The following is a 25,975-nucleotide window of genomic DNA, read 5'->3' as shown; positions in this document are numbered from 1 at the left end:
AATCGAAGACATCTCCCCGGACCGGGCCGCCACCCGGCTCGCCACGCGCCTTGCGTTTTTTGTGGCCGGCTTCGGCGTAGCGTGCTGGGCGCCGCTCGTGCCGTTTGCGAAGCTGAGGCTGGGCGTCGACGACGCCGTGCTCGGCGTGTTGTTGCTGTGTATCGGCTTGGGATCGGTCATCGCGATGATTGCCACAGGTGCGATCAGCGCGCGGTACGGCAGCCGGCCGGTGATCGTCGCGGGGGGATCGGGCTGGTTCTGCTGTTGCCGATCCTGACGCTCGTCAACACGCCGCTTGCGCTTGGCATCGCCCTATTCGCGTTCGGTGCCTCCCTCGGCTCATTGGATGTCGCGATGAACATTCATGCCGTGGAAGTCGAGCGTGCGGCGGCCCGGCCGTTGATGTCGGGGTTCCACGCGCTGTTCAGCGTAGGGGGATTCGCGGGCTCGATGGTCATGACGTTCTTGCTGTCGATTCGCCTCGGTGCGCTCGCCAGTACGCTGCTGTGCTCGGCAGCAATGCTGGGTGCCGTCCTTCTTGCAAGGCCCAGACTGCTGAATGCCGCTCCGAGCGCCGAGGGACCGCTCTTCGCGATGCCGCGCGGTATCGTGCTGCTGCTCGCCGCGCTCGCCGCTGTGACGTTCCTTGCCGAAGGCGCACTGCTCGATTGGAGCGCGCTGTTGATCACGAGCAAGGGGCTCGTCAGCGCAGCGCAGGGCGGGCTGGGCTACATGCTGTTCTCCATCGCGATGACGGCCGGACGTTTCGGCGGCGATGCCGTCACCGCACGCGTCGGCGATCGATCGACGATGTTCTGGGGAGGATTGCTCGCGATTGCCGGGTTTGCTGTTTTGTTGACGGCGCCCATCGCGGTGGTGGCGATGGGCGGCTTTTTACTGATCGGGCTCGGTGCCTCGAACATCGTTCCGGTGTTGTTTCGCCGAGCAGGCTCGCAGCGCTCGATGCCGACTGGGTTGGCTGTCGCTGCGATCACGACCACGGGCTACGCCGGCATTCTTGCGGGACCCGCCGGCATGGGCTTCATCGCGAAGAACATCGGACTGCCGAGCGCGTTCTGGTGGTTGGTTGGATTGCTCGTTCTGGTTCCATGTTGCGCACGCTTCGTTGCGGCCAATCGCGCCGAGGCATGACGACGGGCGGAAACTGCGATTCGCCGCAAGGATGGCTCCCGCCAGGTGCATGTGTTAGCATTACATGCTTAATTTCGAGATAAAGCTGGATGGGCATGCCGCCAGGCACTCAATGTACGCCGCGGGTATGCGGCTGGTTAGGCGGCGGGAGATGCGGCGGGTGATGCGAAATTAGCGCGCATCGGCAGCCATCGCCAGCACAACAAATCGAATAACGATAACTACGACCAGAAGACCTCTCGCGGCAATACCAACAACATAGCCGCTCACCTAAAACAACTCCCCGCTTTTTCAAAGGAGCCTTAGTGAGTCGCCTAGTCATAGTTTCGAATCGTGTTGCGGATCCGCGTAAGGCCGCGGCCGGCGGACTTGCTGTTGCGATCAAGGACGGCTTGCAGCAAACGGGTGGCGTGTGGTTCGGATGGAGCGGCAAGACGTTCACCGATGCACCGGGCGTCGCCAGCCACAGCGGCGTGCATACGCAGACTGTCGGCAAAGTACAGCTCGCAACGGTCGATCTCAGTCAGCAGGACTACGAAACGTATTACCTCGGCTACTCGAACAACGTGCTGTGGCCGGTCTTCCATAACCGGCTCGACCTCGCGCAGTTCGACGTCCGCTTTGGAACCGGCTATCGCCGCGTCAATCAGCTCTTCGCTCAGCGCATCTTTCCGCTGCTCAAGCCGAGCGACGTCATCTGGGTCCACGATTACCACCTGATCCCGCTTGCCGCGGAGTTACGCGCAATGGGATGCACGAATCCGATCGGCTTTTTCCTGCATATTCCCGTGCCGCCGCCGCTCATCATGGCGGCCATTCCGGAGCACGAATGGCTGATGCGTTCGCTGTTCGCCTACGATCTCGTCGGTCTGCAAACGGAATCGGACATGATGCACCTCGTGCGTTATGCCGAAACCGAAGCGGGCGCGAAGTGGCGGCCCGACGGCTATTTGCGCGCTTTCAATCGCACGTTGCGGGTGGGTGCGTTCCCGATCGGCATGGACGTCGGCGAGTTCGCATCGCTTGCGGATGCGCGTGAAGGCCTCGATATGTTCGCCCGCATGCGGGAGGAGTACTCGCGCCGCCAGTTGCTGATCGGCGTCGACCGTCTCGACTACTCGAAGGGGTTGCCGCAACGCATCCAGGCATTTCGTTATCTTCTCGAGCACTATCCGGAGAACCGCAAGCGTGCGACGCTGATTCAGATCGCCGCACCGAGCCGCGAAGATCTCGGCGCCTATGACCATCTGCGTCGCGAGATGGACAGCCTGTGCGGCGCCATCAACGGCGACTATGGCGAGCTCGATTGGATGCCGGTGCGCTACATTCACCGCAACGTCGCGCGCAGGCGGCTGCCGGGCGTTTATCGCGCCGCGCACGTGGCGCTCGTCACGCCGCTGCGCGACGGCATGAATCTCGTCGCGAAGGAGTTCCTTGCCGCGCAAGACCCCGCCGACCCGGGCGTGCTCGTGCTTTCGCGCTTTGCCGGGGCGGCCGAGCAACTGAAAGAGGCGCTGCTCGTGAATCCCTACGATTCGCAAGGTACCGCGCAGGCGATCGAACGCGCGCTCACGATGCCGCTCGGCGAGCGCATCGAGCGGCATTCGGCGCTGATGACGACGATCCGTCAATACGACGTGCATTGGTGGCGCACGTCGTTTCTCGACGCGCTCAAGGAAGCGGTGGCGCAGGCGCCGGAAACGGTGGCCGATACCCATTAGGCGCCGATCGGGCAATCCCCAGACGAAGCGCCGGTTGGATCCGAGCCGGTTGCCGCGCGTGCCGCGGTGGCCGCGCACTGCGGACGATCGCGATGCGGCGACGCCTATCGCCCGCATAGAAAATGCCAATTGGGGGATGGGCCCGTCCAGCGCCTAGATTAAAAGAGCGGCGTCCGGCTCGCGGGCGTCGTGGTGCGCGCCGTTTCCCTACCTACAGTACAAGACTTCGGCAACGCGCGGCTGCGCCGCGTCTGCCGGTCCACCAGGAGATTCAGATGGGACAGTTGAAAGGCTCCAAAACGGAAGAGAATCTGAAGGCCGCATTCGCGGGCGAGTCGCAGGCGAACCGCCGGTATCTGTATTTCGCGGCCAAAGCGGATGTGGAAGGCCAAAACGATGTTGCTGCGCTGTTCCGCTCGACGGCGGAGGGCGAGACGGGCCACGCGCACGGCCACCTCGAATACCTGGAGGCGGTCGGCGATCCGGCCACGGGCCTGCCGTTCGGCACTTCGCGGCAAAACCTGCAAGCGGCGATTGCCGGCGAAACCCACGAGTACACCGACATGTATCCGGGCATGGCGAAGACGGCCCGCGACGAAGGCTTCGACGAAATCGCCAATTGGTTCGAAACGCTGGCCAAGGCTGAACGCAGCCACGCCAATCGCTACACGAAGGCGCTCGAAGCGCTCACCGACTGAACCGGGCCGCAGCGATGCGCGCGCCGCGAACGCCGCGGCGCGGCGCACAAGCCTCCGGCGGCGCGCGGCTCGAGCCGGTACGTCGCGCCTTGCACTGCGCGTGTGCCGGAGACCGTCAGCAGAACTGGGGAGCATGCCCTCATGCCGCATAAAGAAGGCAGTCTGGAGGCGCCGATTCGACACCCGCTCGATTGGCAATCGGAAGCGTTCTACGATCCGGATGCGATCGACAAGGAGCTGGCGCGGGTTTTCGATATCTGCGCGGGATGTCGCCGCTGTGTGTCGTTGTGCGGCGCCTTTCCGACGCTGTTCGATCTCGTGGACGAAACCGACTCGGGCGAAGCCCACGACGTCGATCGTCAGTCCTACTCGAAAGTGGTCGACCAGTGTTATCTGTGCGACCTCTGCTACATGACGAAGTGTCCGTACGTGCCGCCTCACCCGTGGAACGTGGATTTCCCGCATCTGATGCTGCGTGCGAAAGCAGCCAAGTTCAAAAAGGGAGAAGTGCCGTTGCGCGACAAAGTGCTCTCGAGCACGGATGCGCTCGGCCACTTGGCGGGTATTCCCGTGGTGACCCAGACGGTGAACGCCGTGAACCGGTCGAAGCCCGCGCGCGGCCTGCTCGAATCAGCGCTCGGCGTCGACAAGAACGCCTGGCTGCCTGAATTCGCCCCGCGCAAGTTTCGCGGCACGGCCAAGCGTTCGCCCAGCACCGCGGTGCGTGACGGAGAGCGCACGCCCGGCAAGGTGGCGATCTATGCAACCTGCTATGTGAACTTCAACGAGCCGGGGATCGGCCACGATCTGTTGGCGCTGCTTGCGCACAACGACCTTCCCTATGTCCTGGTGGCGAGCGAAGCGTGCTGCGGCATGCCGTTGCTGGAGCAAGGCAACCTCGAAGGCGTTGCCGCGAAGAAGGCGAAGAACATTCCCGTGCTCGCGCGATATGCGCGCGACGGCTATGCCATCATGGCCGCGATTCCGAGCTGCGTGCTCATGTACAAGCACGAGTTGCCGCTGATGTTTCCGGAGGACGAAGACGTTCGCGCGGTCAGCGATGCATTTTGGGATCCATTCGAGTACTTCGTGTCGCGCCACCGCGACGGTTTGCTGAAGACCGACTTCAAGCGCGCGCTCGGTAAGATTTCCTACCACGTGCCCTGTCACGGACGCGTACAGAACTTGGGACGTAAAACTTACGACACCCTCTCGCTCGTGCCCGACACGGAGGTCAAGGTCGTCGAACGCTGCTCGGGGCATGCCGGCACGTTCGGCGTCAAAAAGGAATTCCATCGCATGGCCATGAAAATCGGCGCGCCCGTGTTCAAGGCGATGGCGGAGCCTCAACCGGCCTTCATTGCCTCGGACTGCCAACTGGCGGGGCACCATATCGCGCAAGGCATCGAGGAGGCGGGGCTGGGCAGCGCGCCGCTGGCCCATCCGCTGACGCTGCTGCGTAAGGCTTATGACATTTAAACGACTGTGCTTTCTTTTCTTGCAAGGAATTGGCCGATGACTATTTCCAGAGAATCGCTGATGACGCTCGAAGCCTACGCAAAAGCACGCAAGTCGATGCGCGACGAAGTGATCGAACATAAGAAGCAGCGCATCGTTCGCATCGGCAATCATTTGACCTTGATATTCGAGGACGAATTAACAATTCGCTACCAGATTCATGAAATGTTACACATCGAGAAGATTTTCGATGAGGAGGGAATTCGAGGGGAATTGGAAGCCTATTTACCTCTTGTTCCAGATGGAAGTAATTTGAAAGCTACAATGCAGATCGAATACGAGAACGAGGTGGAGCGGCGGGCCGCGTTGAAGCGGCTCATGGGCATCGAAACACACGTGTTTCTGGAGGTCGACGGGGAACCGCGCGTCTATGCCATAGCGGACGAAGACATGGATCGAGCCAATGATGAAAAGACCTCGGCGGTCCATTTTCTGCGATTCGAGTTCACGGCATCGATGAAGGAGCGCCTGCGCAACGGTGCGGGACTATCGGCCGGATGCGACCATCCCGCGTATCCCAGCCCTGTTGCCCGCATCGAATCACGCGTCGCCGCTTCCCTGGCGGGCGATCTGACCTGAATCAAGACGGCTCGCCGGCGCCAGCTGCGGGCCACGTCTGCTCGGCAATCCGCAAATAATTCCGACTCGAATGGTGAAATTTATTCCGATTGGGTAGATGACGAATTTGCGTATGGAGGCTAAGCAAATTGCATGAGATGCGACAATTGGTTTTTTTTGTAATCGCCATGCATTATGCGTTTGCGCAGTCGCAAAAATATTCTAAGATAGCGACTCTTTGATGAGTTGCGGGCTGGCAGCAGCGTGCCCGGTATGGTTCATCGAAACCCGGAATAGCATCGATTCAGCTTTGCATTCAAGTGAGGGTGCGGGCATCGATGGTACGCTTTCTGCACTCCTTTCCCACGCACGAGCGAGACCCCCTCTTGCGCTTCACCGGAGGGCAAATTCGCACTTTACCAGTGCGGATTTGGTCGTTATAGCCAAAATAACAATCATTTTGTGCAACCCGCGGCTCTTGTGAATGATCGTTCGCATGAGCCGAGCGTCGCAGCCGGGCCAGGCTGCGTGGAGAAGAATATGTATTTTGAAGAGTTGAACGACGACGAGTGGGCGCGTATTTCCGCGCTGGCGGCCGACGAACCTGTTCACCCGCATCGACGCGGCAGGCCTCGCGCCGAGACCCGCGTAGTGGCGAACGCGGTATTGTGGATTCTTACGACGGGGGAGCGCTGGTCGAAGCTGCCGGCACGCTATCCGTCAGGGCCGACGTGCCGGCGCCGCTTCGATGAGTGGCTCGCCGACGGCACTTTGTTCGAGATGGTCTCGATTCTCTCCGAAGGGGGGCGCGCATTCGCCTATGTGCCGCAGCCGCAGGCGACTGTCTTGCCCGAGCCCAAGCCTGAGCCGGCGCAGGAGTCGCCTCGCTTGCGCGGCGTGTTCTGGACCAACCCCGAGTCGTGGCAGAACGCAGGCAGTTGCACGCAGCGCGCGGGCGATCTGCCGGTCGCCGCTTCGCGGCCCTTGCAGACAGCCGGCGATGCATCGCGTGCCATGCATGAGCGCAGGTCGCTGGGCTTACCCTCGTTCAGCGCGAGCGAAGTGCATGAGCGCACGCACGACTACTGCGGCTATACCATCCGCGCGATGGCGCAGCCTGTGACGCGACAAACGCCGCCCGCCTATCGTGCCTCGGCCGAAATCGCCAAGGACGGCAAACGGATCGAGCGCTCGGGGCTGATCGGCCCTCGCTTCGAGGATCACGAGCGCGCGGAACGTCATGCGCTCGAATGGGCGCGCGACTGGATCGATCGCCAATCGAGCGCATCCGTGGCGGCCAGCGCTGCCGAGGCGGCCGCATCGAGCGAGGATGCACTCGATCCATCACCGTGCGGCGATCCCGATCAGCGTGGCGAAGCCAAGGACGCCGCCGCAAGGCCTCTGCCCGCGCCGCTGTCGGCCATCGCTCCATCCATTGCACGTAGGCTCGACTCGGCCGTCGGGCGCCGCGCGCTCGACTGGCTGCCTTATCCTGAAGGGCATTTGGACCTGCTGACGCCTGTCGTCAACTATCGGGGATAAGTGCGAGCGAATGCAGCTCGGGACGCGCCGGGCTGAAGGCAGCGCGGTGGGAGCCGTCAGGAAGCCGTCAAAAGGAAAGCGGGCCATCGCTGGCCCGCCTTTTTTGTGCGACTTTGCCGCTCGCCGCGGGTGTCGTTATTGGCGTCCGTACGTATCGTCGAAGCGGACGATGTCGTCTTCGCCGAGGTAGGCGCCCGATTGTACTTCGATGATCTCGAGCGGTACCTTCCCGGGATTCTCGAGGCGGTGCGTCGTGCCGAGCGGGATATACGTCGATTCGTTCTCCGAAAGCAGGAACGATTCGCCGTCGCGCGTGACGCGGGCTGTCCCGCGTACGACGATCCAGTGCTCGGCGCGATGGTGATGCATCTGCAGCGACAGCTGTGCACCGGGCTTCACGACGATGCGCTTGACCTGGAAGCGTTCGCCCGCATCGATGGAATCGTAGTAACCCCAGGGGCGATGCACCTTGCGGTGGACGGACGCTTCTGTGCCGCTTTCGGCGCGAAGCCGTGAAACGACTTTTTTGACGTCCTGCACATGCGATTTGTCCGCGACGAGCACCGCATCCGCGGTCTCGACGACGATGAGGTCGCGCGTGCCGACGCACGCGACGAGCCTGCCTTCCGAGTGAGCGAGCGTTTCTTGCGAGTCTTCGAAAAGGACGCGGCCGCGGCTCACGTTGCCGCTGTCGTCCTTGGGCAGGATCTGCCAGAGTGCGCTCCAGGAGCCGACGTCCGACCAGCCGGCTGCGAGCGGCACGGCTACGCCGCGCGGCAACGTCGCGTCGGCGGCGAGGCGCTCCATGACGGCATAGTCGATGGAATTGGAAGGCGACGCGGCGAACGCGTCGCGATCGAGGCGGAAGAACTCCCCGTCCAGGCGGCCGCGCGCATGCGCATGCGCGCACGCTTCGTAGATGGCAGGCTCGAACCGGGCCAGTGCGTGCAGCCAGGTGGAGGCGCGCACGACGAAGATCCCGCTGTTCCACCAATACTCGCCCGAGGCGACGTACCGTTCGGCGAGCTCGAGATCGGGCTTCTCGACGAAGCGGGCGAGCATGCGCGCGGCAAGACCTTGCGTATTTGCCTCGGCGTCGTCTTCGATCGGCTCGCCGAGTCGCAGGTAGCCGTAGCCGGTCTCCGCGGCAGTCGGCACGATGCCGAGCGTCGCAACCATGCCCCTGGCCGCATAGCGCACGGCGCTTGCGATGGCACGGCGAAAGCTCTCGGGATCGGCAATGGCATGGTCGGCCGGCATGGCGACGATCAACGCATCGGCATCTTCGTCGGCTTGCGCAAGGGCATCGAGCGCTGCGATGGTCAGTGCGGGCGCGGTGTCGCGGCCGAGCGGTTCGAGCACGATACGCGCATTGACGCCGAGTGCGCTCAGTTGATCGGCGGTGGTGAAGCGATGATCGTCGCCGCACACGACCATGATCCGATCGGAAAGGGCAAAGTCCGATTCGAGACCGTCGAGGCGGTGCGCCGTCGATTGCAGCAGCGATTCGTCTCCAAGCAGCTCGATCAATTGCTTGGGATATTGCTCGCGCGACATGGGCCACAAGCGGGTGCCCGAGCCCCCGGCCAGAATGACGGGTTGAATCTTGAACCGTGTATGCGCCATCGGCGATGGCGGCACAGCTCGTATCACCGGGGCGGCCGCTGTATCTGCATCGACGGTGGCTATCGGCGTGGTCATTGGAGCCTCCACTTGAGGTGAATTCGATGAGGCAAGTGTGGCAGCAAGAAATCGACAATAAAACGCGGGCGTCGGCTGGCGGGTCGGCGGAAAACGCGCGGTAGCCGGGGATTAGCCGGTGATAAAAGGGAGGGAGGCGCACGTCCTGACGGCGTCGCGGGGCGGTTGGCCATCGAAATATGACGACTGCCGCAGCGCGATCAATAAAAAAATCGAAAAATAATCCGGAAAACCCCTCTGAAATATTTTTGAATATTCGTCTGCTTGCCCAGTTCTTTTTGATAGCGCTTGATGGATGCCCATGAATACACGGCTGAAATCGAGGTGTTGCGATGCTGGGCCTTCTCTCCCGGATGATCGATGTGGCGTTGGCGAGCCTGGGCGCGTTCGCCGCCGCCGCGCTGCATGCAGGGCACCCGGTGTGGCTCAGCGACACGCAGAGCATCGCCATGGCGTTCGACGACATGCTCGTCGTCGTCTTGTTTCCGGCGCTCGGAATTTATCGCTCGTGGCGCGGCAAGCCGCTCAGCGATCTGTTGTGGCGCACGGCGCTCGCGTGGCTGATCGTGGAAGCGACCGGCGTGCTGATGAGCTTCAGCGTGCATCGTGTGGACGCGCTGTCGCGTTCGTGGCTTGCCTTTTGGGCATGCACGACGGTCGCTTTGCTGTTGGCGATGAAAGCGCTGGTTTATACGACGCTGAAGCGTCTGCGCCGGCAGGGGTTCAACCTGAAGTCCGTTGCGATCGTCGGCAAGGGGCCTTACGCGACGTTTCTCATCGAGCGTATGAAGGCCCGGCCCGAGGCGGGTTTCGCACCCGTTTGCGTTTTCGACGACGAGCCCGATGAGCTGCATCGCGCGCAAGCCGGGCGCACCATGGCCGGCGTGCCGCTCAAGTACGACTTCGACGAGCTCATCGAGCTCGTGAAGCGCAAGGAGGTGCGTGAGCTTTGGCTGGCGTTGCCGATGTCCCGGGAGCCGACCATCCATCGAATCGTCACGGCGTTGAAGCACGAGTTCGTGAACATCCGGTTCATTCCCGACGTGAGCAGCCTCACGTTGCTGAACCAGGAGGTCGTCGATTTGCTCGGCGTGCCGGCCATCAACCTGGCGGCCTCGCCGCTCGGCGATGTGCGTGCGTGGCCGAAGCTCGTCTTCGACCGGATGTTCGCGCTCGCTGCGCTGATCGTTCTAGCGCCGCTCATGCTCGTCATCGCGATGCTCGTGAAACTGTCCTCGCCGGGGCCGGTGTTCTTTCGGCAGCGGCGTTTAGGCGCCGACGGCGATACGTTCGAGATCTACAAGTTCCGGACGATGAAGGTGCACAAGGAGGTGCAAGGCAAAGTGACGCAGGCGACGCGGCACGATCCGCGCATCACGCGCGTCGGGCGTTTCTTGCGGCGTACGAGCCTCGATGAGCTGCCCCAGTTCATCAACGTGCTCAAGGGCGAGATGTCCGTGGTCGGTCCGCGTCCTCATGCACTCGAGCACGACGATCTCTACAAGGATCTCGTCAACGGTTACATGTTCCGGTATCGCATCAAGCCCGGCATCACGGGCTGGGCGCAGATTCACGGTTTTCGCGGCGAGACCGACCGCATCGAAAAGATGAGCGGGCGCGTCAAGCTAGATCTGTACTACATCCAGAACTGGACGTTCTGGTTCGACATCAAGATCGTGGTGCTCACGCTATGGAAGGGTTTTGCCGGCAGCAACGCATATTGATCCGAATCGGGCCATGCCGAGTTGCGGCGTGGCGTCCAACGTTTTCTTCGTTTTTTCTTGAGGCCATCGAAACATGAACGTGACCATCATCGGCTGCGGATACGTCGGTCTTGTGACAGGCGCATGTCTTGCCGACATCGGTAACGACGTCTGCTGCTTCGACGTCGACAAGAACCGTATCGACGTCCTCGAATCGGGCGGCATGCCGATTCACGAGCCGGGCCTGCGCGAGATCGTCGCGCGCAATCGCGCGGCGGGCAGGCTGTCGTTTACGACCGAGGTGCGTCCCGCGATCGAGCACGGCGACGCGATCTTCATCGCCGTCGGCACGCCGAGCGACGAAGACGGCTCGGCCGATCTGCAATACGTGCTCGCGGCCGCTCGCGACATCGGCCGATACATGAAGGGCTTCACCGTCGTCGTCGACAAATCGACGGTGCCCGTGGGCACGGCCGAGCGCGTGCGCGAGACGATCGCAGAGCAACTGAAGCTGCGCAACGAGGACGTGCTGTTTTCGGTGGTCTCCAATCCCGAGTTTCTCAAGGAAGGCGCCGCCATCGAGGACTTCACGCGGCCGGATCGCATCGTCATCGGCTGCGATGACGATATGCCCGGCGAACGCGCGCGCGAGCTGATGAAGCGACTGTATGCGCCTTTCAACCGCAATCACGAGCGCACGCTCAACATGGACGTGCGCTCCGCCGAGTTCACGAAGTACGCCGCCAATGCGATGCTGGCCACGCGCATTTCGTTCATGAACGAGCTGGCCAACCTCGCCGAGCGCGTCGGCGCCGACATCGATGCCGTGCGCCGCGGCATCGGTTCCGATCCGCGCATCGGCTATCACTTCCTGTATGCCGGCTGCGGCTACGGCGGCTCCTGTTTTCCGAAAGATGTGCACGCGCTCGTTCGCACGGCGCACGAAAGCGGGCAGTCGCTGCAGATCCTGCAAGCCGTATCGGCCGTCAATGCCGCGCAAAAGCAGGTGCTCGCGCGCAAGATCGTGGCTCGTTTCGGGGAAGACCTGACCGGTCACACATTCGGTGTGTGGGGGCTCGCGTTCAAGCCGGAGACCGACGACATGCGCGAAGCGCCGAGCCGCGTGTTGATCGCGGCGTTGCTCGCGCGCGGTGCGCGCATCGTGGCTTACGATCCGGTCGCGATGACCGAAGCGAAGCGCGCGTTCGCGTCCGATCTGCGCGACGACGCCGGGGCGCTTGGCCGCCTGTCGCTCGTCGACGACCAGATGGCCGCAGTAAGCGGCTCCGATGCGCTGGTCGTCCTGACGGAGTGGAAGGCATTCAAGAGCCCTGACTTCGAGGCATTCAAGCGTCTGCTCAAGCAGGCCGTCGTCTTCGACGGGCGCAACCTTTACGACCCGCTCGCCCTCGCCGAAGCAGGCATCGAATACCACTCCATCGGACGCCCCGATGCCACAGCGGCAGCGGCGCGTTCGAAACGACCCGGCGGCTCGGTCGCCGCCTATTCCGCTTGAGCTTGAGCCCGCGCATCTATGAATCGTAGCCTTCTTTCCCTGACCGCCATTGCACTTGTCGCGTCGCTCGTCGCCGGCTGCGCCGTCGCGCCGGGCAACGCGCTCGACACCTCGCACCTGCACGAAGAGGAGCCCACCGGCGCTGCACCGACATACGAAGTCCACCGTGTCACGGCGCAGACGATTGCCGAGCTCGTCGCGGCGCAGCAGGCCACGCCGCGGCCGCTGCCCCAATCGCACTTCCCGAGCCTCAAGCAGTACAGCTATCACATCGGGCCGCAGGACATTCTCGGCATTACGGTCTGGGATCACCCCGAGCTGACGACGCCGCAAGGCACGTCGTTCTCCTCGGGCGGCAACACGACGCAGACGGTTGCGGGCGCACTCGCTCAGCCTTACACGACAGCGCTGCCAGGACAGGCCGACCCTTACGGCCAGACCGTCGCCTCGGATGGTTCGATCTTCTTCCCGTTCGTGGGTCGCATTCACGTGGCCGGGCAAACGCCACAGCAAGTGCGCGATCGCCTTTCCGCCGCGCTCGCGCCGTATATCCATAATCCGCAGCTCGATCTGCGCGTGCTTGCCTACCGCTCGCAGCGCGTGCAGGTCACGGGCGACGTGCATTCGCCGGGGCCGCTGGCCATTACCGACGTGCCGCTCACGCTCGTCGACGCGATCACGCGCTCGGGCGGCGCGACCGATAACGCCGACTTGCAGCGCGTGCGCCTGACGCGCGGCGGGAAGTCATACTCGCTCGATGCCAACGGCCTGCTGGACCGCGGCGAGATTTCGCAAAACGTCATGCTGCAGGACGGCGATATCGTCAACATTCCCGATCGCACCGACAGCCGGGTCTTCGTGATGGGCGAAGTGAAGCAGCCCACCGCGGTGCAGTTGATCCGCGGCTCGCTGACGGTGGCCGATTCGCTGACGACGGCGGGCGGCATTCTCGATACCGACGCGAATCCGCGCCAGATCTATGTGATCCGCGGCATGCGCGCGCATCCGAACTCACCCGAGATCTATCGGCTCGATATGACGCAGCCCGATGCGTTGTTGCTGTCGACGCAGTTCCCGTTGCAACCCTTCGATGTCGTCTATGTCGGCACGTCCGCCGCGGTGCAGTTCAACCGCGTGATGCAGCAAATCCTGCCGACGCTCCAGACGATCTTTTTCACGAAGCAGCTGACGAAGTGACGCTATGAAGACGAGCTCAAGCATTCTGGCCCAATCGATCGCACCGCCCCTACCGACGGCTTTTCAATCCGACGAGGACGATGTCGTGCTCGGGCAGCTGCTGCATGTCGTGCTCGACGATATCGGCTGGCTGATCGGCGTTGCCGCAACCATCATCGGCTTGGCGGCGCTTTACTGTTTTCTCGCCAAACCGATCTATTCGGCCGATGCGCACGTTCGCGTGGAGGCGCCGAGCAGTGCCACGCAGGGGCTCACGCAGAATTCGAACGGCGGGGCGGCGGGCGGGGGCGCATCCACGTCACTGCCGACCGATGCCGAGATCGAAATCATCAAAAGCCGTGGCGTGGTCGCGCCGGTGGTCGAGCAGTTCAAGCTCAACTATTCGGTGACCCCGAAGACGTTTCCCGTGCTCGGCGCAATTGCCGAGCGTCTCGCTTCGCCCGGGGAGCCGGGCAAGCCCTGGTTCGGCCTGTCTTCCTACGCCTGGGGTGGCGAGATCGCGGACGTGGATTCGCTTCAAGTCACGCCCGCGCTCGAGGGCAAAAAACTGACGATGACGGTGACGGGCGGCGATCACTACACGCTGCGCGACGAGCAGGGCAATCTGCTGCTCGATGGCGAAGTGGGCCGCATGGCCTCGGGCGGCGGTGTGACGATGCTCGTCAAGCAACTCGTGGCGCTGCCCGGCACGCGCTTTACCGTCGTACGCTCGAACGACCTCGATGCGATCAGCGGCTTTCAGCTGGCGCTCGACGTGCAGGAGCAGGGCAAGCAGACCGGCGTGATCCAGATCTCGACGCAGAACCAGAACCCGGAGCGCGCGGCACAGCTCGCCAACGCCGTGGCGCAGTCGTATCTGCACGAATACACGAGCGCGCGGCAAGCCGACGCGGTGAAGATGCTGGACTTTCTGGAAAGCGAAGCGCCGCGCCTGAAAGCGGATCTCGAAAGTTCCGAGGCCGCACTGAGCGCCTATCAAGCGCAATCGGGCTCGATCAACCCGAGTGACGAGGCGAAGAGCTATCTCGAAGGCAGCCTCCAGTACGAGCAGCAGATTTCCGCGCTCCAATTGCAGCTGGATCAACTCCATCAGCGCTACGGCCCGAGCCATCCCGCCATCATCACGGCGCAGCAGCAGCTCGAGCGGCTCAAGGCCGATCGCGACAGTTTCTCCTCGCGGTTCCGCAATCTGCCTGCCAAGGAAGTGAAGGGCGTCACGTTGAAGCGTAATGCGAAGGTGGCGGAGGACATCTACGAGATGCTGCTCAACCGTGTACAGGAGTTGCAAGTTCAAAAAGTCGGTACCGGCGGCAACGTCCATCTGATCGATGCCGCATTGCGTCCGGGCGATCCCACGAAGCCGAAGAAGGCGCTGATCCTTTCCGCCGCGACGATGCTGGGCCTCATTGCCGGTACCGGTGTCGTCTTCATGCGCCGCAATCTGCTCAAGGGGATCGACGATCCCGAACGCGTGGAGCGCGCCTGCGGTCTGCCGTTGTATGGGCTCGTGCCGTCGAGCACCGAGGCCGAACGGCTCGATGCCGCGTATATGCGTCATCGCAAGGGTGCTCGGCCGATCCTCGCGCTCGCGAGACCGAACGACAGTTGTATCGAAAGTCTGCGCAGCCTGCGCACCTCGATGCAGTTCACGCTCGTCGAGTCGAAGAACAACGTGCTGTTGCTCACCGGGCCGTCGCCCGGGATCGGCAAGACGTTCATGACGGCCAATCTTGCCGTGCTGTTCGCGGATTCGGGCAAGCGAGTGCTCGCCATCGATGCCGACATGCGGCGCGGCACGCTGCACGAGTACTTCGGGGGCGGTCTGCAGGCAGGCCTGTCCGAAATGCTGTCCGGTCAGATTTCGGTTGAAGAGGCGGTGCGCAAGACGCCCGTGCCGGGTCTCGATTTCATCCCGAGCGGCACGCGGCCGACCAATCCGTCCGAGCTGCTGATGTCGTCGAACCTGCACAGCTACCTCGACGCATTGGGCAAACGCTATGACGTCGTGCTGATCGATACCCCGCCGCTGCTGGCCGTGACCGATGCGTCGATCATCGCCGCGCATGCCGGCGCCTCTTTTGTCGTATTGCGCTCGGGCGTGCATGCCGAGTCCGATATCGCGGCGTCGCTCAAGCGGCTCGCGACGGCCGGCGTGCAGGTTCAGGGCGGTATCTTCAACGCAGTGTCGCCTCGCTCGCGCAGCTTCTCGCGCGCGGGCTATGCGGCGGTCCAGGAGTATCTGAACGCATGAAGCTGACTGTGCTCGTTCCCTCTTATCGCCGGCCCGACGATCTCGCGCGGTGTCTCAAGGCGCTGCAGCAACAGGTGCGGCCGGCCGATCAGGTCGTCGTCGTCGTGAGACCCGACGACTATGTCACGCATACCGTTCTGGCGGAGCCGGGGGTGACCGGCGCGCTCCCGCTCGAATGCGTGATCGTCGAAGCCAAGGGACTCGTCGCGGCGCTGAATCTCGGCCTCGAGAAGTCGGCGGGCGACATCATCGCAATCACCGACGACGACGCCGCGCCGCACCGGGACTGGTTGCAGCGCATCGAGGCCGCCTTCGCCGCCGAGCCCAAGCTTGGGGCGCTCGGCGGGCGCGACTGGGTGCACGAGCGCGGCCGCCTGCTCGACGGCAGGCGCGAGGATGTCGGCCGGATTTTGCTGACCGGCAAAATCATCGGCAATCATCATCTCGGCGTAGGCGGCGCGCGCGAAGTCGATCTGCTCAAGGGCGTCAATATGAGCTACCGGCGCGCGGCGATTCACGACATTCGCTTTGACGAGCGCTTGCGCGGCTCGGGCGCGCAGGTGCACAACGACATGGCGTTCAGCATGCGCGTGAAGCGGGCGGGATGGAAGGTGATGTACGACCCGCAAGTCGCCGTCGATCATTTCCCCGCGCCGCGCATCGGCGAGGATCAGCGCCATACGCAATCGGCGGTCTCGATTTGCAACGCCGCGTACAACCTGCATCTGACGTTGCGCGAGTATTTGCCGCCGATGCAGCGCATGCTCGCCTGGTGGTGGTGGACGCTCGTCGGCACGCGCGTCTACCCGGGTCTCGTGCATCCGTTGCTCGCACTCGTTTCGAAGAACGGCTCGACCGTGCGCGAGCGTTGGCGCGCGGCACGCCTCGGCGCGCACGAAGCGCGCAAGGTGACGCCGTGACGTATGCCGCGACCACTGCGCGGCCGGGCGTATCGGGGCGCTTTATCAGTACGGACGCCAAGCACTGGCTGCCGCAGGCGCTGCTGGTGCTGGCTACGCTCGCGCTGTGCGCGGCGCACCAGGGCGCGTTGCTCACGCTTGCCTTTCCGGCGCTCTCGACCGCGGTCGGCCTCTGGCTGTATTTCAAGAGTCCGGCGCGCTACGTCGGCTTCGTTTGGTGGATGTGGTTTCTGAGCCCCGAGGTGCGGCGGCTTGCCGATTACTTCAAGGGCGCATTTACCCCCACGAGCATCGTGCAGGTTGCGCCCGTCGCAGTGACGATGATCTCCGGCTTCGTCTTGATCCGGCGCTATCGTCTGCTCGGAAGCTGGCGCGGTTTGCCGATACTGCTGATCTTGCTCGGCATCGGCTATGCGTACATCGTCGGTATGACGTCGGTCGGGTTTTTCGCGGCGACTTACGACCTTGCGAACTGGATGTATCCGGTGCTGATCGGCATGCACATCATCGCCAACGCCCGCGATTTTCCGCAGTACCGGCAAGTCATCGTCTCGACGTTCGTCTGGGGCATGCTCGTCATGGGCGTCTACGGCATCATTCAGTTCTTTCTGATGCCGCCGTGGGATGCGATGTGGATGATCGGCTCGCAGATGAACTCGGAGGGCGATCCCGTCCGCTACGGCGTGCGCGTGTTCAGCACGATGAACTCGTCGGGGCCTTTCGCGTTCGCGATGATGGGCGCGCTCGTGCTCGTACCGGCGGCGACGCAGCGCTTGCGCTGGGCTGCCGCTGCGGCGGGCTTCGCATCCTTCGGCTTGTGTCTCGTGCGTTCGACGTGGGGAGGCTGGGTGATCGCACTCATCATCCAGCTCGCCAAGTCGAGCAACCGGACGCGCGTTCGCACGATCCTCGGATTGGCCGTGCTGGCGGGTCTGTCCATGCCGCTGCTGGCGATCGGTCCGGTTGCCGACCGCTTGCAGGCGCGGCTGGAGACGATCACGAATTTGCACGACGACCACAGCTATGCCGAGCGTAACCAGTTCTATGCGACTTTCGCCGAGACGGCATTCACGAATATCGCTGGAATGGGGCTTGGCGCGACCGGTACTTCGACGAAGCTCACGCAGTCCGACAATCAACTCGGCAAATACGGCAATTTCGATAGCGGCGTCATGAACATTCCATTCGTGCTCGGCTGGCCCGGCACGCTGCTCTACTTGTCCGGCATCGGCTGGTTGCTGGCGCGTACCGTGCGGGCGTCGTTTGCGCTCAAGGACGACAAGTTCGGTGCCGCCTGTCTTGCGCTTGCATGCTCGATGTTCGCGATGCTCGTGTTCACCAATTCTCTCGTCAGTACCGGCGGTTTGCTGCTCTATACGAGCATGGCGTCGCTGATCGCGGCTGCGCACTGGCGAAAGATGCAGCGTCAGCATGCGAGGATGCGGTTTGCCCCCTCCTTCGTCAGCGAGGCATTGACGCCATGAGATTAGCAATCGTCACGCATTCCGTCCGTCACAACGACGGCCAGGGACGCGTCAATTACGAAGTGGCGCGCGCGGCGCTGGCCGAAGGCTGCGCCGTGACCCTCGTCGCCTCTCACGTGGCGCCTTCGCTGCTCGAACATCCGCGCGTGCGGTGGATACCGATCGAGATCGGCCGCATCTGGCCCGGTGCCTTGCTGCGGCACCAGCTCTTCGCGTTGAAAAGCGCCAAGTGGCTCGATGCGCATCGCGACGAATACGACGTGCTGCATGTGAACGGCTTCATCACCTGGGCGCAAGCGGACGTCAACACGTCGCATTTCGTGCACAGCGGTTGGCTGAAGAGTCCTTATTATCCGTTTCGGCTCGTGGGCGGTCCGCGCTCGGCCTATCAAGCCATCTATACCCGCTTGAACGCGCACCTCGAGCGGTGGGCGTACCGGCGTTCGAGCGTGGTCGCCGCCGTTTCCGAAAAAGTTGCCGACGAACTGCGCAACGCGGGCGTGCCCGATGAGAATATCGAGGTCGTCCATAACGGTGTGGACAACGAAACGTTCGAGCATGCCTCGGGCTCACGGCAACGCTTCGGTTTGCCGGACGATGCGTTTTTGTTGCTGTTCGCCGGCGATTTGCGTACGCCGCGCAAGAACCTGGGCACCGTGCTGCGCGCGCTCAAGCAGTTGCCCGAGCGCGTTCAGGTGGTCGTTGCGGGGCGCGTGAAGGGCAGTCCGTATCCGGATGAAGCGCGCGCGCTCGGCGTGGCCGACCGTGTGCACTTTCTCGATTTCGTCGAGGACGTGCCCGGCCTCATGCGCTGCGTCGATGCGTACGTGTTTCCGTCGCGCTATGAGGCGATGAGCCTGTCGTTGCTCGAAGCGATGGCGGCCAGCTTACCCGTGGTGACCGCACGCACGGCGGGCGGTGCCGAGATCATCACGGCCGAGTGCGGCATCGTGCTCGACGATCCGGACGACAGCGCGGCGCTCGCTCGAGCGGTGGCCCGGCTCGCGGGCGATGTGCGTCTGGCCTGTTCGATGGGCGTGGCGGCGGGCCGCGTGGCGCGGGACTTCGGATGGTCGCGCATGGGGGCGCGTTATATGGATATTTATCGCCGCGTATTGCGGGCGAAAGCTAGCGAGGCCGGCAACGGTGCCGGGCGCGGTATCGACGATGCGCATCCGGGTGCGCGTTGGGTGCCGAGCGAAGGGGGCGATTCGAAATGAGTCAAAGTGCCATCAAGTCGTTGCAGATCGGCATGCACTGGTTTCCCGAGCGGGAAGGGGGGCTGGATCGGATGTACTACTCGCTCGTGAACGCCTTGCCGGGCGCGGGCGTTTCGGTGCGCGGAATGGTGGCCGGCTCCCCGCGCGTCGAGCACGATACCGACGGCGCGATTCGCGGTTTCGGCTCGGCCGCGCTCGCGTTGCCGTTGCGCCTGATGGCCGCGCGCAAGGCGTTCGCGCAGGCGATCAGCGTCGAGCGGCCCGATGTCATCTCGTCGCATTTCGCGCTTTATACGTGGCCTGGGCTCGATGTGGCGCGCGACATCGCGCGGGTTTCGCATTTTCAGGGGCCGTGGGCTGACGAAAGCGGTGTCGAAGGTGCCGCCACACTGGGGCAGCGCGCGAAGCATTGGCTCGAGCGCAGCGTCTATGCGCGTTCGACGCGCTTCATCGTGCTGTCCGAGGCATTCGGACAGATTCTGACCTCGCGCTACGGCGTGGCGCCGGAGCGCGTGCGTGTGGTGCCCGGCTGTGTGGATGTGGCCCGTTTCGACATCGATATCTCGCGCTCGCGGGCGCGGGCCCGATTGCAATTGCCCCAGGATCGGCCGATCGTCGTGGCGGTGCGCCGACTCGTGCGCCGCATGGGCCTGGAAGATCTCATCGATGCGATGGCGCGCATCAAGGCGCAGCGCGGGCCCGACGCCATGCTGCTGATCGCCGGCAAGGGCCGGCTCTCGGGCGAGCTGCAAGCCCGGATCGACGAACACGGCCTGGGCAACAACGTCAAGCTGCTGGGCTTCGTGCCTGACGACCGTTTAGCCGAGCTCTATCGGGCAGCGACGATCAGCGTCGTGCCCACGGTCGCGCTCGAGGGCTTCGGCCTCATCACGGTCGAATCGCTCGCCGCAGGCACGCCCGTGCTCGTTACGCCCGTTGGTGGACTGCCGGAAGTCGTGGCTGGCTTGTCGCGCGATCTCATCCTGCGTTCGACGGGAGCCGAAGCCATCGCGGAGGGTCTGACCGACGCGCTCTCCGGCAAGCTGAAGTTGCCCGATGCGCAGCGTTGCCGTGACTTCGCCATGGCCAACTTCGACAATTCGGTGATTGCGCGGCGCGTGGCCGAGGTATATCGCGAGGCCGTGAAGGAAGGACCGCTTTGAGCGACGAGAGCAGCAGAGGCGACTCGCCTTTGCTGTTTTGGACGTTCATAAATAAATATGCAGAATTGCCGATAAAAAGAAAAATAGCATTAATGAACGTCAATTCGATCTGATTCGTCGTACTTCTGCAGCATTTCGACGCGGCCTCTGTTCAGACCATATGATTATTCGGCGTTTTCCTGCTCGGGGCAGTTCCCGAGCGGGAAGGGACCGATGCGCCAAAACCCTACGGCAAACGTTTGCGTGCTCCGCGCAGGTCAAGTTGCTGCGCTGCTCCACCGATAAAGCACCTGAGACTGGCTCCGATCGCGTAAACCGCGAAGATGCCGGTGTCTCTAAAGACGATATATCGGGAGCAGGAAAATGGACTTCAAAAACATGACGGTGCGCGCCAAATTGACTACTGCTTTTGGCGTGCTCGCCGTAATGGTGCTGCTGGTATCGGGTTTTGCGTTGAATTCGCTCGGCACCATCGACGAACGCTTTTCTACCTATGTCAACGGAATCAATGCGCGCGCGACCCTGGCCGCGGAGGTGCGTACGGCCGTGGATCGGCGCGCGATTGCGGCGCGCAACCTCGTCCTCGTCACGAAGCCCGAAGACATCGAGATCGAAAAGACCGAGGTCGCGGCAGCGGACAACGATGTGACGCAGCGAATGGGCAAGCTCAAGGAAGCGATCGAGACCTCTGCCAGTGCGACGCCGGAAGCGAAAGCCTTGGTCGGCGAAATGGTTCGCATCGAGACGCAGTACGGCCCCGTTGCACGCGCCATTACCGACGCCGCGCTCGCGGGACGTCGCCCCGAAGCCGTCGAGATGATGAATACGCAGTGCCGTCCGCTGCTTGCCCAGTTGATCAAGGCGACGAATGCCTTCACGGCCTATACGCGTGAACGCGGCCATCGGATGGCGGACGCGGCACACGAGCAGTATCTCGCTCAGCGCATCGTGATGTTCGTCATCTGTGCCGTATCCTTCGCGGCAGCGGTGCTCGCGGCTTTCCTGATTACGCGTAGCCTCACGCGTTCGCTCGGTGCAGAGCCGGGAGCGCTGTCGGGTATCACCCGCCGCGTGGCCGAGGGCGATTTGAGCCCGGTCGCGGGCGCGCCCTCGGCGCCCGCGGGCAGCGTGCTCGCGTCGATGGGGGAAATGCAGGCGAGCCTCGTGAAGCTGATCGGGCAGGTCCGTACCGCCGCCGACAGCATTGCCACCGGTTCGAGCCAGATCGCGTCCGGCAACCAGGATCTGTCCTCTCGCACGGAACAGCAGGCTGCGTCGTTGCAGGAGACGGCGGCGAGCATGGAAGAGCTGACTTCGACGGTGCGCCAGAATGCCGATAATGCGCAGCAAGCGAGCGCGCTGGCGGCCAACGCCTCGGAAGTCGCGGAAAAAGGCAGCGGCGTCGTGAGCCGGGTGGTCAATACGATGAACGAGATCAGCAGCAGCTCGACGAAGATCGCCGACATCACCGGCCTCATCGAGGGGATCGCGTTCCAGACCAATATCCTGGCGCTCAACGCGGCGGTGGAAGCGGCACGCGCGGGCGAGCAAGGTCGCGGCTTCGCTGTGGTGGCGAGCGAAGTGCGCTCGCTTGCGCAACGCTCGTCGAGCGCGGCCAAGGAGATCAAGGATCTCATTGGCGAATCGGTGCAGCGTGTGAAGGACGGCGCGGTCTATGCCAGCCAGGCCGGCGAAACGATGGCCGAGGTTACGCAGGCAGTTGCGCGCGTGACCGACATCATGGGTGAGATTGCGGCGGCATCGAACGAACAGAGCCGCGGCATCGAACAGGTCAATGTGGCGATAACGCAGATGGACGAGGTGACGCAACAAAACGCCGCGCTCGTCGAAGAAGCCGCGGCCGCGTCGAAATCGCTCGAGCACCAGGGGCAGCAACTCAACGAATCGGTGGCGTTTTTCAAGATCGATGGAAGCGAATCGCGGCGCGCGGGTACGTCGCGCGGTGCGGCACCCGCGTTGACGGCAGGGGCCGCGTCGCGCGCGCCGAGTCGTGCCGTCAAGCCTTCTGTCGCGGTGAAGGCGTCGGTGCCCGCAGCGGTACGTGCGTCGACTGCGGCGTCCGCGGCGACGCCACGCCGTGCGTCTGCCGCGCCGCTTGTCGCGGCTGGCGCGCCGGCTCCGAGTGCGACAGCCACGGCCGAGAGCCTCGACTGGCAGACGTTCTGAGCACATAAGCGCGTACAGCGAATACCGTATTAGGTAGCGCTCCAAAGTTTCCGGCCGGCATCGACGGCCACCGTCGATCGAATTGGCGCGCCCGCCCGGCATACCCGGGCGGGCTTTTCCGTCCATGCGCCGCGCACCGGTTCGCTCGCGCTCGGCGCGACACGTGTATCATCGCCCCCGCGCCGCTCGAACTCGCGAGCTGGCCCTTTTTTGCCCATTCACGATGTCTGTCGCCGAACTCAAGCGCCGCCGCACGTTCGCGGTTATCTCCCACCCCGATGCGGGGAAGACCACGCTGACCGAAAAGCTCCTGTTGTTTTCGGGCGCGATTCAGATCGCGGGTACCGTCAAGGGCCGCAAGAGCAGCCGTTATGCGACCTCGGACTGGATGGAGATCGAAAAGCAGCGCGGCATTTCCGTGGCGAGTTCGGTCATGCAGTTCGAGTATGGCGACGCCGTCATCAATCTGCTCGATACACCGGGCCACGAGGATTTCTCGGAAGATACCTATCGGGTGCTGACGGCCGTCGATGCCGCGGTGATGGTGATCGACGGCGCCAACGGCGTCGAGGCACAGACGCTCAAGCTGCTCGAAGTCTGCCGCGCGCGCCGCACTCCGATCGTCACGTTCATCAACAAGCTCGATCGCGAGGTACGCGAGCCGCTCGATTTGCTCGATGAAATCGAGCGGCACCTTGGTGTGGCCGCGGTGCCGTTCACCTGGCCGATCGGCATGGGTAAGGACTTTCAGGGCGTCTACGATATTCAACGCGATCAGGTCCGTGTGTTTCGCGCGGGGCAGGATACGGCGGGCGGTGCGGTGGATACGCTGCATGCCGTCAGCGAGGAGCAGGGCGAAGCGCGCTTTGGTTTCGCCTGGAAGCGTGCGAAGGAAGAGATCGATCTGATCGGCGCGGCAACGCCGGCTTTCGATCGCGAGGCGTTTTTAGCGGGCGACCAATCGCCGGTGCTGTTCGGCTCGGCCATCAACAATTTCGGCGTCAAGGAAATTCTCGACGCGCTGGTGGATCTCGCGCCGCCGCCTTCGATGCGTATGGCGGTGCAGCGGGCCGTGCAGCCGGACGAGCCGAAATTCACCGGTGTCGTTTTCAAAGTCCAGGCGAATATGGACCTGGCGCATCGCGATCGGGTGGCCTTCATTCGCGTGTGCTCGGGGCGCTTCGAGCGCGGCATGGCGTTGAAGGTGACGCGCTCGGGCAAGACGTTCCGGGCCAATAACGTCGTGACGTTTCTTTCTCAGCGGCGCGAGACGGTCAGCGAGGCTTATCCCGGCGACATCATCGGGATTCCTAACCATGGCACGCTAAGCCTCGGGGATACGTTGACCGAGGGCGAGCAACTGCAGTTCGTCGGTTTGCCGTTCTTTGCGCCCGAGATCTTTCAGACCATCGAGGTGGTCGATCCGATGCGTGCGAAGCAGCTTGGCGAAGCGCTCAAGCAGCTTGGCGAAGAAGGGGCGATTCAGGTGTTTCGTCCCGCGCACGGCGGCTCGACGATTCTCGGGGCGGTGGGGCAACTGCAGTTCGAAGTGGTCTCGCATCGCCTCTCGGCGGAATACAAGGTCGATGTGCGCATTTTCCCGGCGCGTTATCGGATGTCACGTTGGGTGACATGCGACGATGCGGGCGAGTTGCGGCGGTTCACCGATGCGTACGCTGCGCGCATGGCGCTCGATGCTTCGAACGCGCCGACTTATCTTGCCTCGCATGTCTCCGAGATCGAGGTGGCGCAAAAGGCCTGGCCGAAGATCGTGTTCAACGAATTGCGTGAACAGTCGGGTGCGCCGTTTCGTAAGGCGATTTGATTCGTTTCGATGCAGGTGGCGGTGACATGGGCCGCGAAATGAAATGCGGCCGCGAAGGCCGCATCGTCTGAAGGTCAATCGTCGTCGCGGTGGTGATGACGCCAGCCCCGGTGCCGGCCGTTGTCGTGCCATTCCCGGCGATAGCCATCTCCATAATATGGACCGTAGTAGACGGGCGCGGGCTGTTCGTAGACCACCGGGGGCGGGGGCGCGTAATAGACGGGTGGGGGCGCTTCGTACACCGGCCCCGGTACGCCGAAATATACGCCGACATCGGTGTGCGCGAAGGCACCGGCCGATGCGCACACACCTGCAACCCCGAGCGCAGCAGACAACAGAATTCGTTTCATTTTCCTTTCGCTTCGCCTGCAGCAAGTTGGCTCGCAGACGGTAGTTCACCTGCTTACATGGTACTTATTGCGGACAGGCCGGGTGATACCGGGCTGTCGCTTGTGTAACCGGCAGTAACGGGCGGCGCGTGAAGATTTCCATCGTTTCATCGATGCGGTCATCGCTCTACGATCCGTTAAACTTGGGCATTGCAAAACGAGAGAGCGAATTCGATGACCCTGCTCATATATCTAGTCGGATGGCTGATCTTGATCGGCGGCGTTTCCTGGGCGCTGATCGCGATGCACGTGTCGCAACACACGGTGATCATCGTCGCGGTCATTATGCTGGGCATCGGTGTCATTACGGCGGCGACTCGCACACGTAACCGCGATCGGTCGTAGCGCGCGATCGTCAGCCGATTTCGAGGAGCACGCGTGGTGCTGCGGCATATTCGCGTTGGGCTGACGGTGTTGGCTCTCGGCATGGCGATGACAGTGAGAGCCGGCGAGAGTCCGCCCATCGTGCGGGCTGAGATTGCTTCCTTGATGGGACGCCTCGAGACATCGGATTGCAAGTTCAATCGCAATGGCAGTTGGTATTCCGGGGAGAAAGCGAAGGCGCATATGCTCGCCAAGCTGCACTACCTCGAAGCGCGCACTACGCTGAGCAGCACGGAACAGTTCATTGAACTGGCCGCCACGAAAAGCAGCATCAGCGGGAAGCCATACCTGGTTCAGTGCGGCGATACGCCGGCACAGACGAGCGAGGCATGGCTCACGACGCAATTGAAATTGCTGCGCGCGGCTCGCGCTGGCGGTTCGAACGCCGCTTCCGTGCCGGCGGCCGGGCATCGGTGAAACCCGTTCCTGCTCGAAAACGGCGGCCCTGCGGTCTGGTTCACAGTTGAGCTTCGATCGCACCCTTATCGATTACGGACCATACGTTCGCGATTTTGCCGCCGCGAAACGCGTAGAAGACGTTCTCGGCGAAGACGACCCGCCTGCCCCCGACGTCCAATCCGAGGAAGGTGGATCTGGGCGAGCAATCGAAGCGCAGACGGCTTGCCACAAAAGGCGGCTCGACCACCAGCAGGTCGATCTGAAAACGTAGGTCCGGTATATCGCGCACATCTTTTTCCAACATCTCTCGATAGCCCGATAAACCGATCGGCCGACCGTTGTGACTGACGTCGTCGCCGACGAACTGGCCGAGCGACGCCCAATCCCGCCTATTCAGGCAATCGATGTAATCGCGATAAATCGTGTGGAGGTCCAATTCGCTCATGC

20 protein-coding genes and 1 pseudogene are annotated in these 25,975 nt (G+C 63.1%); 18 read left to right on the top strand and 3 right to left on the bottom strand.

Annotated elements, in window-relative coordinates:
- Window positions 1-10 precede the first annotated feature (10 nt).
- The 6 genes and pseudogenes from ACR9ZC_RS06210 to ACR9ZC_RS06185 all read left to right on the top strand — a co-directional run bounded on the left by ACR9ZC_RS06210 (window position 11) and on the right by ACR9ZC_RS06185 (window position 7,189).
- A pseudogene (locus ACR9ZC_RS06210) lies at window positions 11-1,152 on the top strand (MFS transporter).
- 305 nt (window positions 1,153-1,457) lie between these two features.
- A complete protein-coding gene (otsA, locus tag ACR9ZC_RS06205; RefSeq protein WP_481579556.1) occupies window positions 1,458-2,873 on the top strand; it encodes an alpha,alpha-trehalose-phosphate synthase (UDP-forming) in 1,416 nt (471 codons plus the stop codon).
- Between the two features lie 275 nt (window positions 2,874-3,148).
- Window positions 3,149-3,571: a rubrerythrin family protein gene (locus ACR9ZC_RS06200; protein ID WP_481579555.1), complete on the top strand. Its 423-nt coding sequence runs from the start codon at window positions 3,149-3,151 to the stop codon at window positions 3,569-3,571.
- Window positions 3,572-3,712: 141 nt separating this feature from the next.
- Window positions 3,713-5,050, top strand: coding sequence for a heterodisulfide reductase-related iron-sulfur binding cluster (locus tag ACR9ZC_RS06195; RefSeq protein WP_481579554.1), 1,338 nt, complete (start codon window positions 3,713-3,715; stop codon window positions 5,048-5,050).
- 36 nt (window positions 5,051-5,086) lie between these two features.
- Complete coding sequence (locus ACR9ZC_RS06190; protein WP_481579553.1) at window positions 5,087-5,668, top strand: DUF3501 family protein; 582 nt, start codon at window positions 5,087-5,089, stop codon at window positions 5,666-5,668.
- Window positions 5,669-6,187: 519 nt separating this feature from the next.
- Complete coding sequence (locus ACR9ZC_RS06185; RefSeq protein WP_481579552.1) at window positions 6,188-7,189, top strand: DUF6566 family protein; 1,002 nt, start codon at window positions 6,188-6,190, stop codon at window positions 7,187-7,189.
- 135 nt (window positions 7,190-7,324) lie between these two features.
- Here the strand turns inward: ACR9ZC_RS06185 and ACR9ZC_RS06180 are convergent, their stop codons facing one another.
- A complete protein-coding gene (locus ACR9ZC_RS06180; protein ID WP_481579551.1) occupies window positions 7,325-8,890 on the bottom strand; it encodes a mannose-1-phosphate guanylyltransferase/mannose-6-phosphate isomerase in 1,566 nt (521 codons plus the stop codon).
- A gap of 332 nt (window positions 8,891-9,222) precedes the next feature.
- Between ACR9ZC_RS06180 and ACR9ZC_RS06175 the strand changes: the two genes are divergently transcribed.
- The 10 genes from ACR9ZC_RS06175 (at window position 9,223) to ACR9ZC_RS06130 (ending at window position 24,356) form a co-directional block, all read left to right on the top strand.
- Window positions 9,223-10,614: an undecaprenyl-phosphate glucose phosphotransferase gene (locus tag ACR9ZC_RS06175; protein ID WP_481579550.1), complete on the top strand. Its 1,392-nt coding sequence runs from the start codon at window positions 9,223-9,225 to the stop codon at window positions 10,612-10,614.
- A 73-nt stretch (window positions 10,615-10,687) separates the two neighbouring features.
- The gene (locus tag ACR9ZC_RS06170) at window positions 10,688-12,109 is read left to right on the top strand and encodes a UDP-glucose dehydrogenase family protein (protein WP_481579549.1); all 1,422 of its coding nucleotides are present in this window, start codon (window positions 10,688-10,690) and stop codon (window positions 12,107-12,109) included.
- An 18-nt stretch (window positions 12,110-12,127) separates the two neighbouring features.
- Window positions 12,128-13,306, top strand: coding sequence for a polysaccharide biosynthesis/export family protein (locus ACR9ZC_RS06165; RefSeq protein ID WP_481579548.1), 1,179 nt, complete (start codon window positions 12,128-12,130; stop codon window positions 13,304-13,306).
- A 4-nt stretch (window positions 13,307-13,310) separates the two neighbouring features.
- Window positions 13,311-15,557 carry a polysaccharide biosynthesis tyrosine autokinase gene (locus tag ACR9ZC_RS06160; RefSeq protein ID WP_481579547.1) on the top strand — a complete coding sequence of 749 codons (2,247 nt, stop codon included), beginning with the start codon at window positions 13,311-13,313 and terminating at the stop codon, window positions 15,555-15,557.
- Complete coding sequence (locus tag ACR9ZC_RS06155; protein ID WP_481579546.1) at window positions 15,554-16,477, top strand: glycosyltransferase family 2 protein; 924 nt, start codon at window positions 15,554-15,556, stop codon at window positions 16,475-16,477. Before ACR9ZC_RS06160 ends, ACR9ZC_RS06155 begins: the two co-directional genes overlap by 4 nt.
- Window positions 16,474-17,961: an O-antigen ligase family protein gene (locus ACR9ZC_RS06150; RefSeq protein WP_481579545.1), complete on the top strand. Its 1,488-nt coding sequence runs from the start codon at window positions 16,474-16,476 to the stop codon at window positions 17,959-17,961. The genes ACR9ZC_RS06155 and ACR9ZC_RS06150 overlap by 4 nt, the downstream gene beginning before the upstream one ends.
- On the top strand, window positions 17,958-19,181 hold the full coding sequence (locus tag ACR9ZC_RS06145; protein WP_481579544.1) for a glycosyltransferase family 4 protein: 1,224 nt from the start codon (window positions 17,958-17,960) through the stop codon (window positions 19,179-19,181). Before ACR9ZC_RS06150 ends, ACR9ZC_RS06145 begins: the two co-directional genes overlap by 4 nt.
- Entirely contained in the window at window positions 19,178-20,344 is a 1,167-nt protein-coding gene (locus tag ACR9ZC_RS06140) for a glycosyltransferase family 4 protein (protein ID WP_481579543.1), read from the top strand. The genes ACR9ZC_RS06145 and ACR9ZC_RS06140 overlap by 4 nt, the downstream gene beginning before the upstream one ends.
- Window positions 20,345-20,707: 363 nt before the next feature.
- A complete protein-coding gene (locus ACR9ZC_RS06135) occupies window positions 20,708-22,531 on the top strand; it encodes a methyl-accepting chemotaxis protein (protein ID WP_481579542.1) in 1,824 nt (607 codons plus the stop codon).
- A gap of 223 nt (window positions 22,532-22,754) precedes the next feature.
- Window positions 22,755-24,356, top strand: coding sequence for a peptide chain release factor 3 (locus tag ACR9ZC_RS06130; protein ID WP_481579541.1), 1,602 nt, complete (start codon window positions 22,755-22,757; stop codon window positions 24,354-24,356).
- 74 nt (window positions 24,357-24,430) lie between these two features.
- Here ACR9ZC_RS06130 and ACR9ZC_RS06125 read toward each other — a convergent pair whose 3' ends face one another.
- On the bottom strand, window positions 24,431-24,706 hold the full coding sequence (locus ACR9ZC_RS06125) for a hypothetical protein (RefSeq protein ID WP_481579540.1): 276 nt from the start codon (window positions 24,704-24,706) through the stop codon (window positions 24,431-24,433).
- Window positions 24,707-24,919: 213 nt separating this feature from the next.
- On the opposite strand from ACR9ZC_RS06125, the gene ACR9ZC_RS06120 reads away from it, so the two are divergent.
- Both ACR9ZC_RS06120 and ACR9ZC_RS06115 read left to right on the top strand, forming a co-directional pair.
- Window positions 24,920-25,090, top strand: a complete 171-nt coding sequence (locus ACR9ZC_RS06120) for a hypothetical protein (protein ID WP_331570251.1) — start codon at window positions 24,920-24,922, stop codon at window positions 25,088-25,090.
- A gap of 36 nt (window positions 25,091-25,126) precedes the next feature.
- The gene (locus ACR9ZC_RS06115; RefSeq protein WP_481579539.1) at window positions 25,127-25,546 is read left to right on the top strand and encodes a YfeK family protein; all 420 of its coding nucleotides are present in this window, start codon (window positions 25,127-25,129) and stop codon (window positions 25,544-25,546) included.
- Between the two features lie 40 nt (window positions 25,547-25,586).
- On the opposite strand, the gene ACR9ZC_RS06110 is transcribed toward ACR9ZC_RS06115, so the two are convergent.
- A complete protein-coding gene (locus ACR9ZC_RS06110) occupies window positions 25,587-25,973 on the bottom strand; it encodes an ester cyclase (RefSeq protein ID WP_481579538.1) in 387 nt (128 codons plus the stop codon).
- Between the last annotated feature and the right edge of the window lie 2 nt (window positions 25,974-25,975).

The sequence above is a fragment of the Trinickia sp. HAY1-2D genome, assembly GCF_056754935.1.
This window is presented reverse-complemented; position numbering and strand designations above follow the sequence as displayed.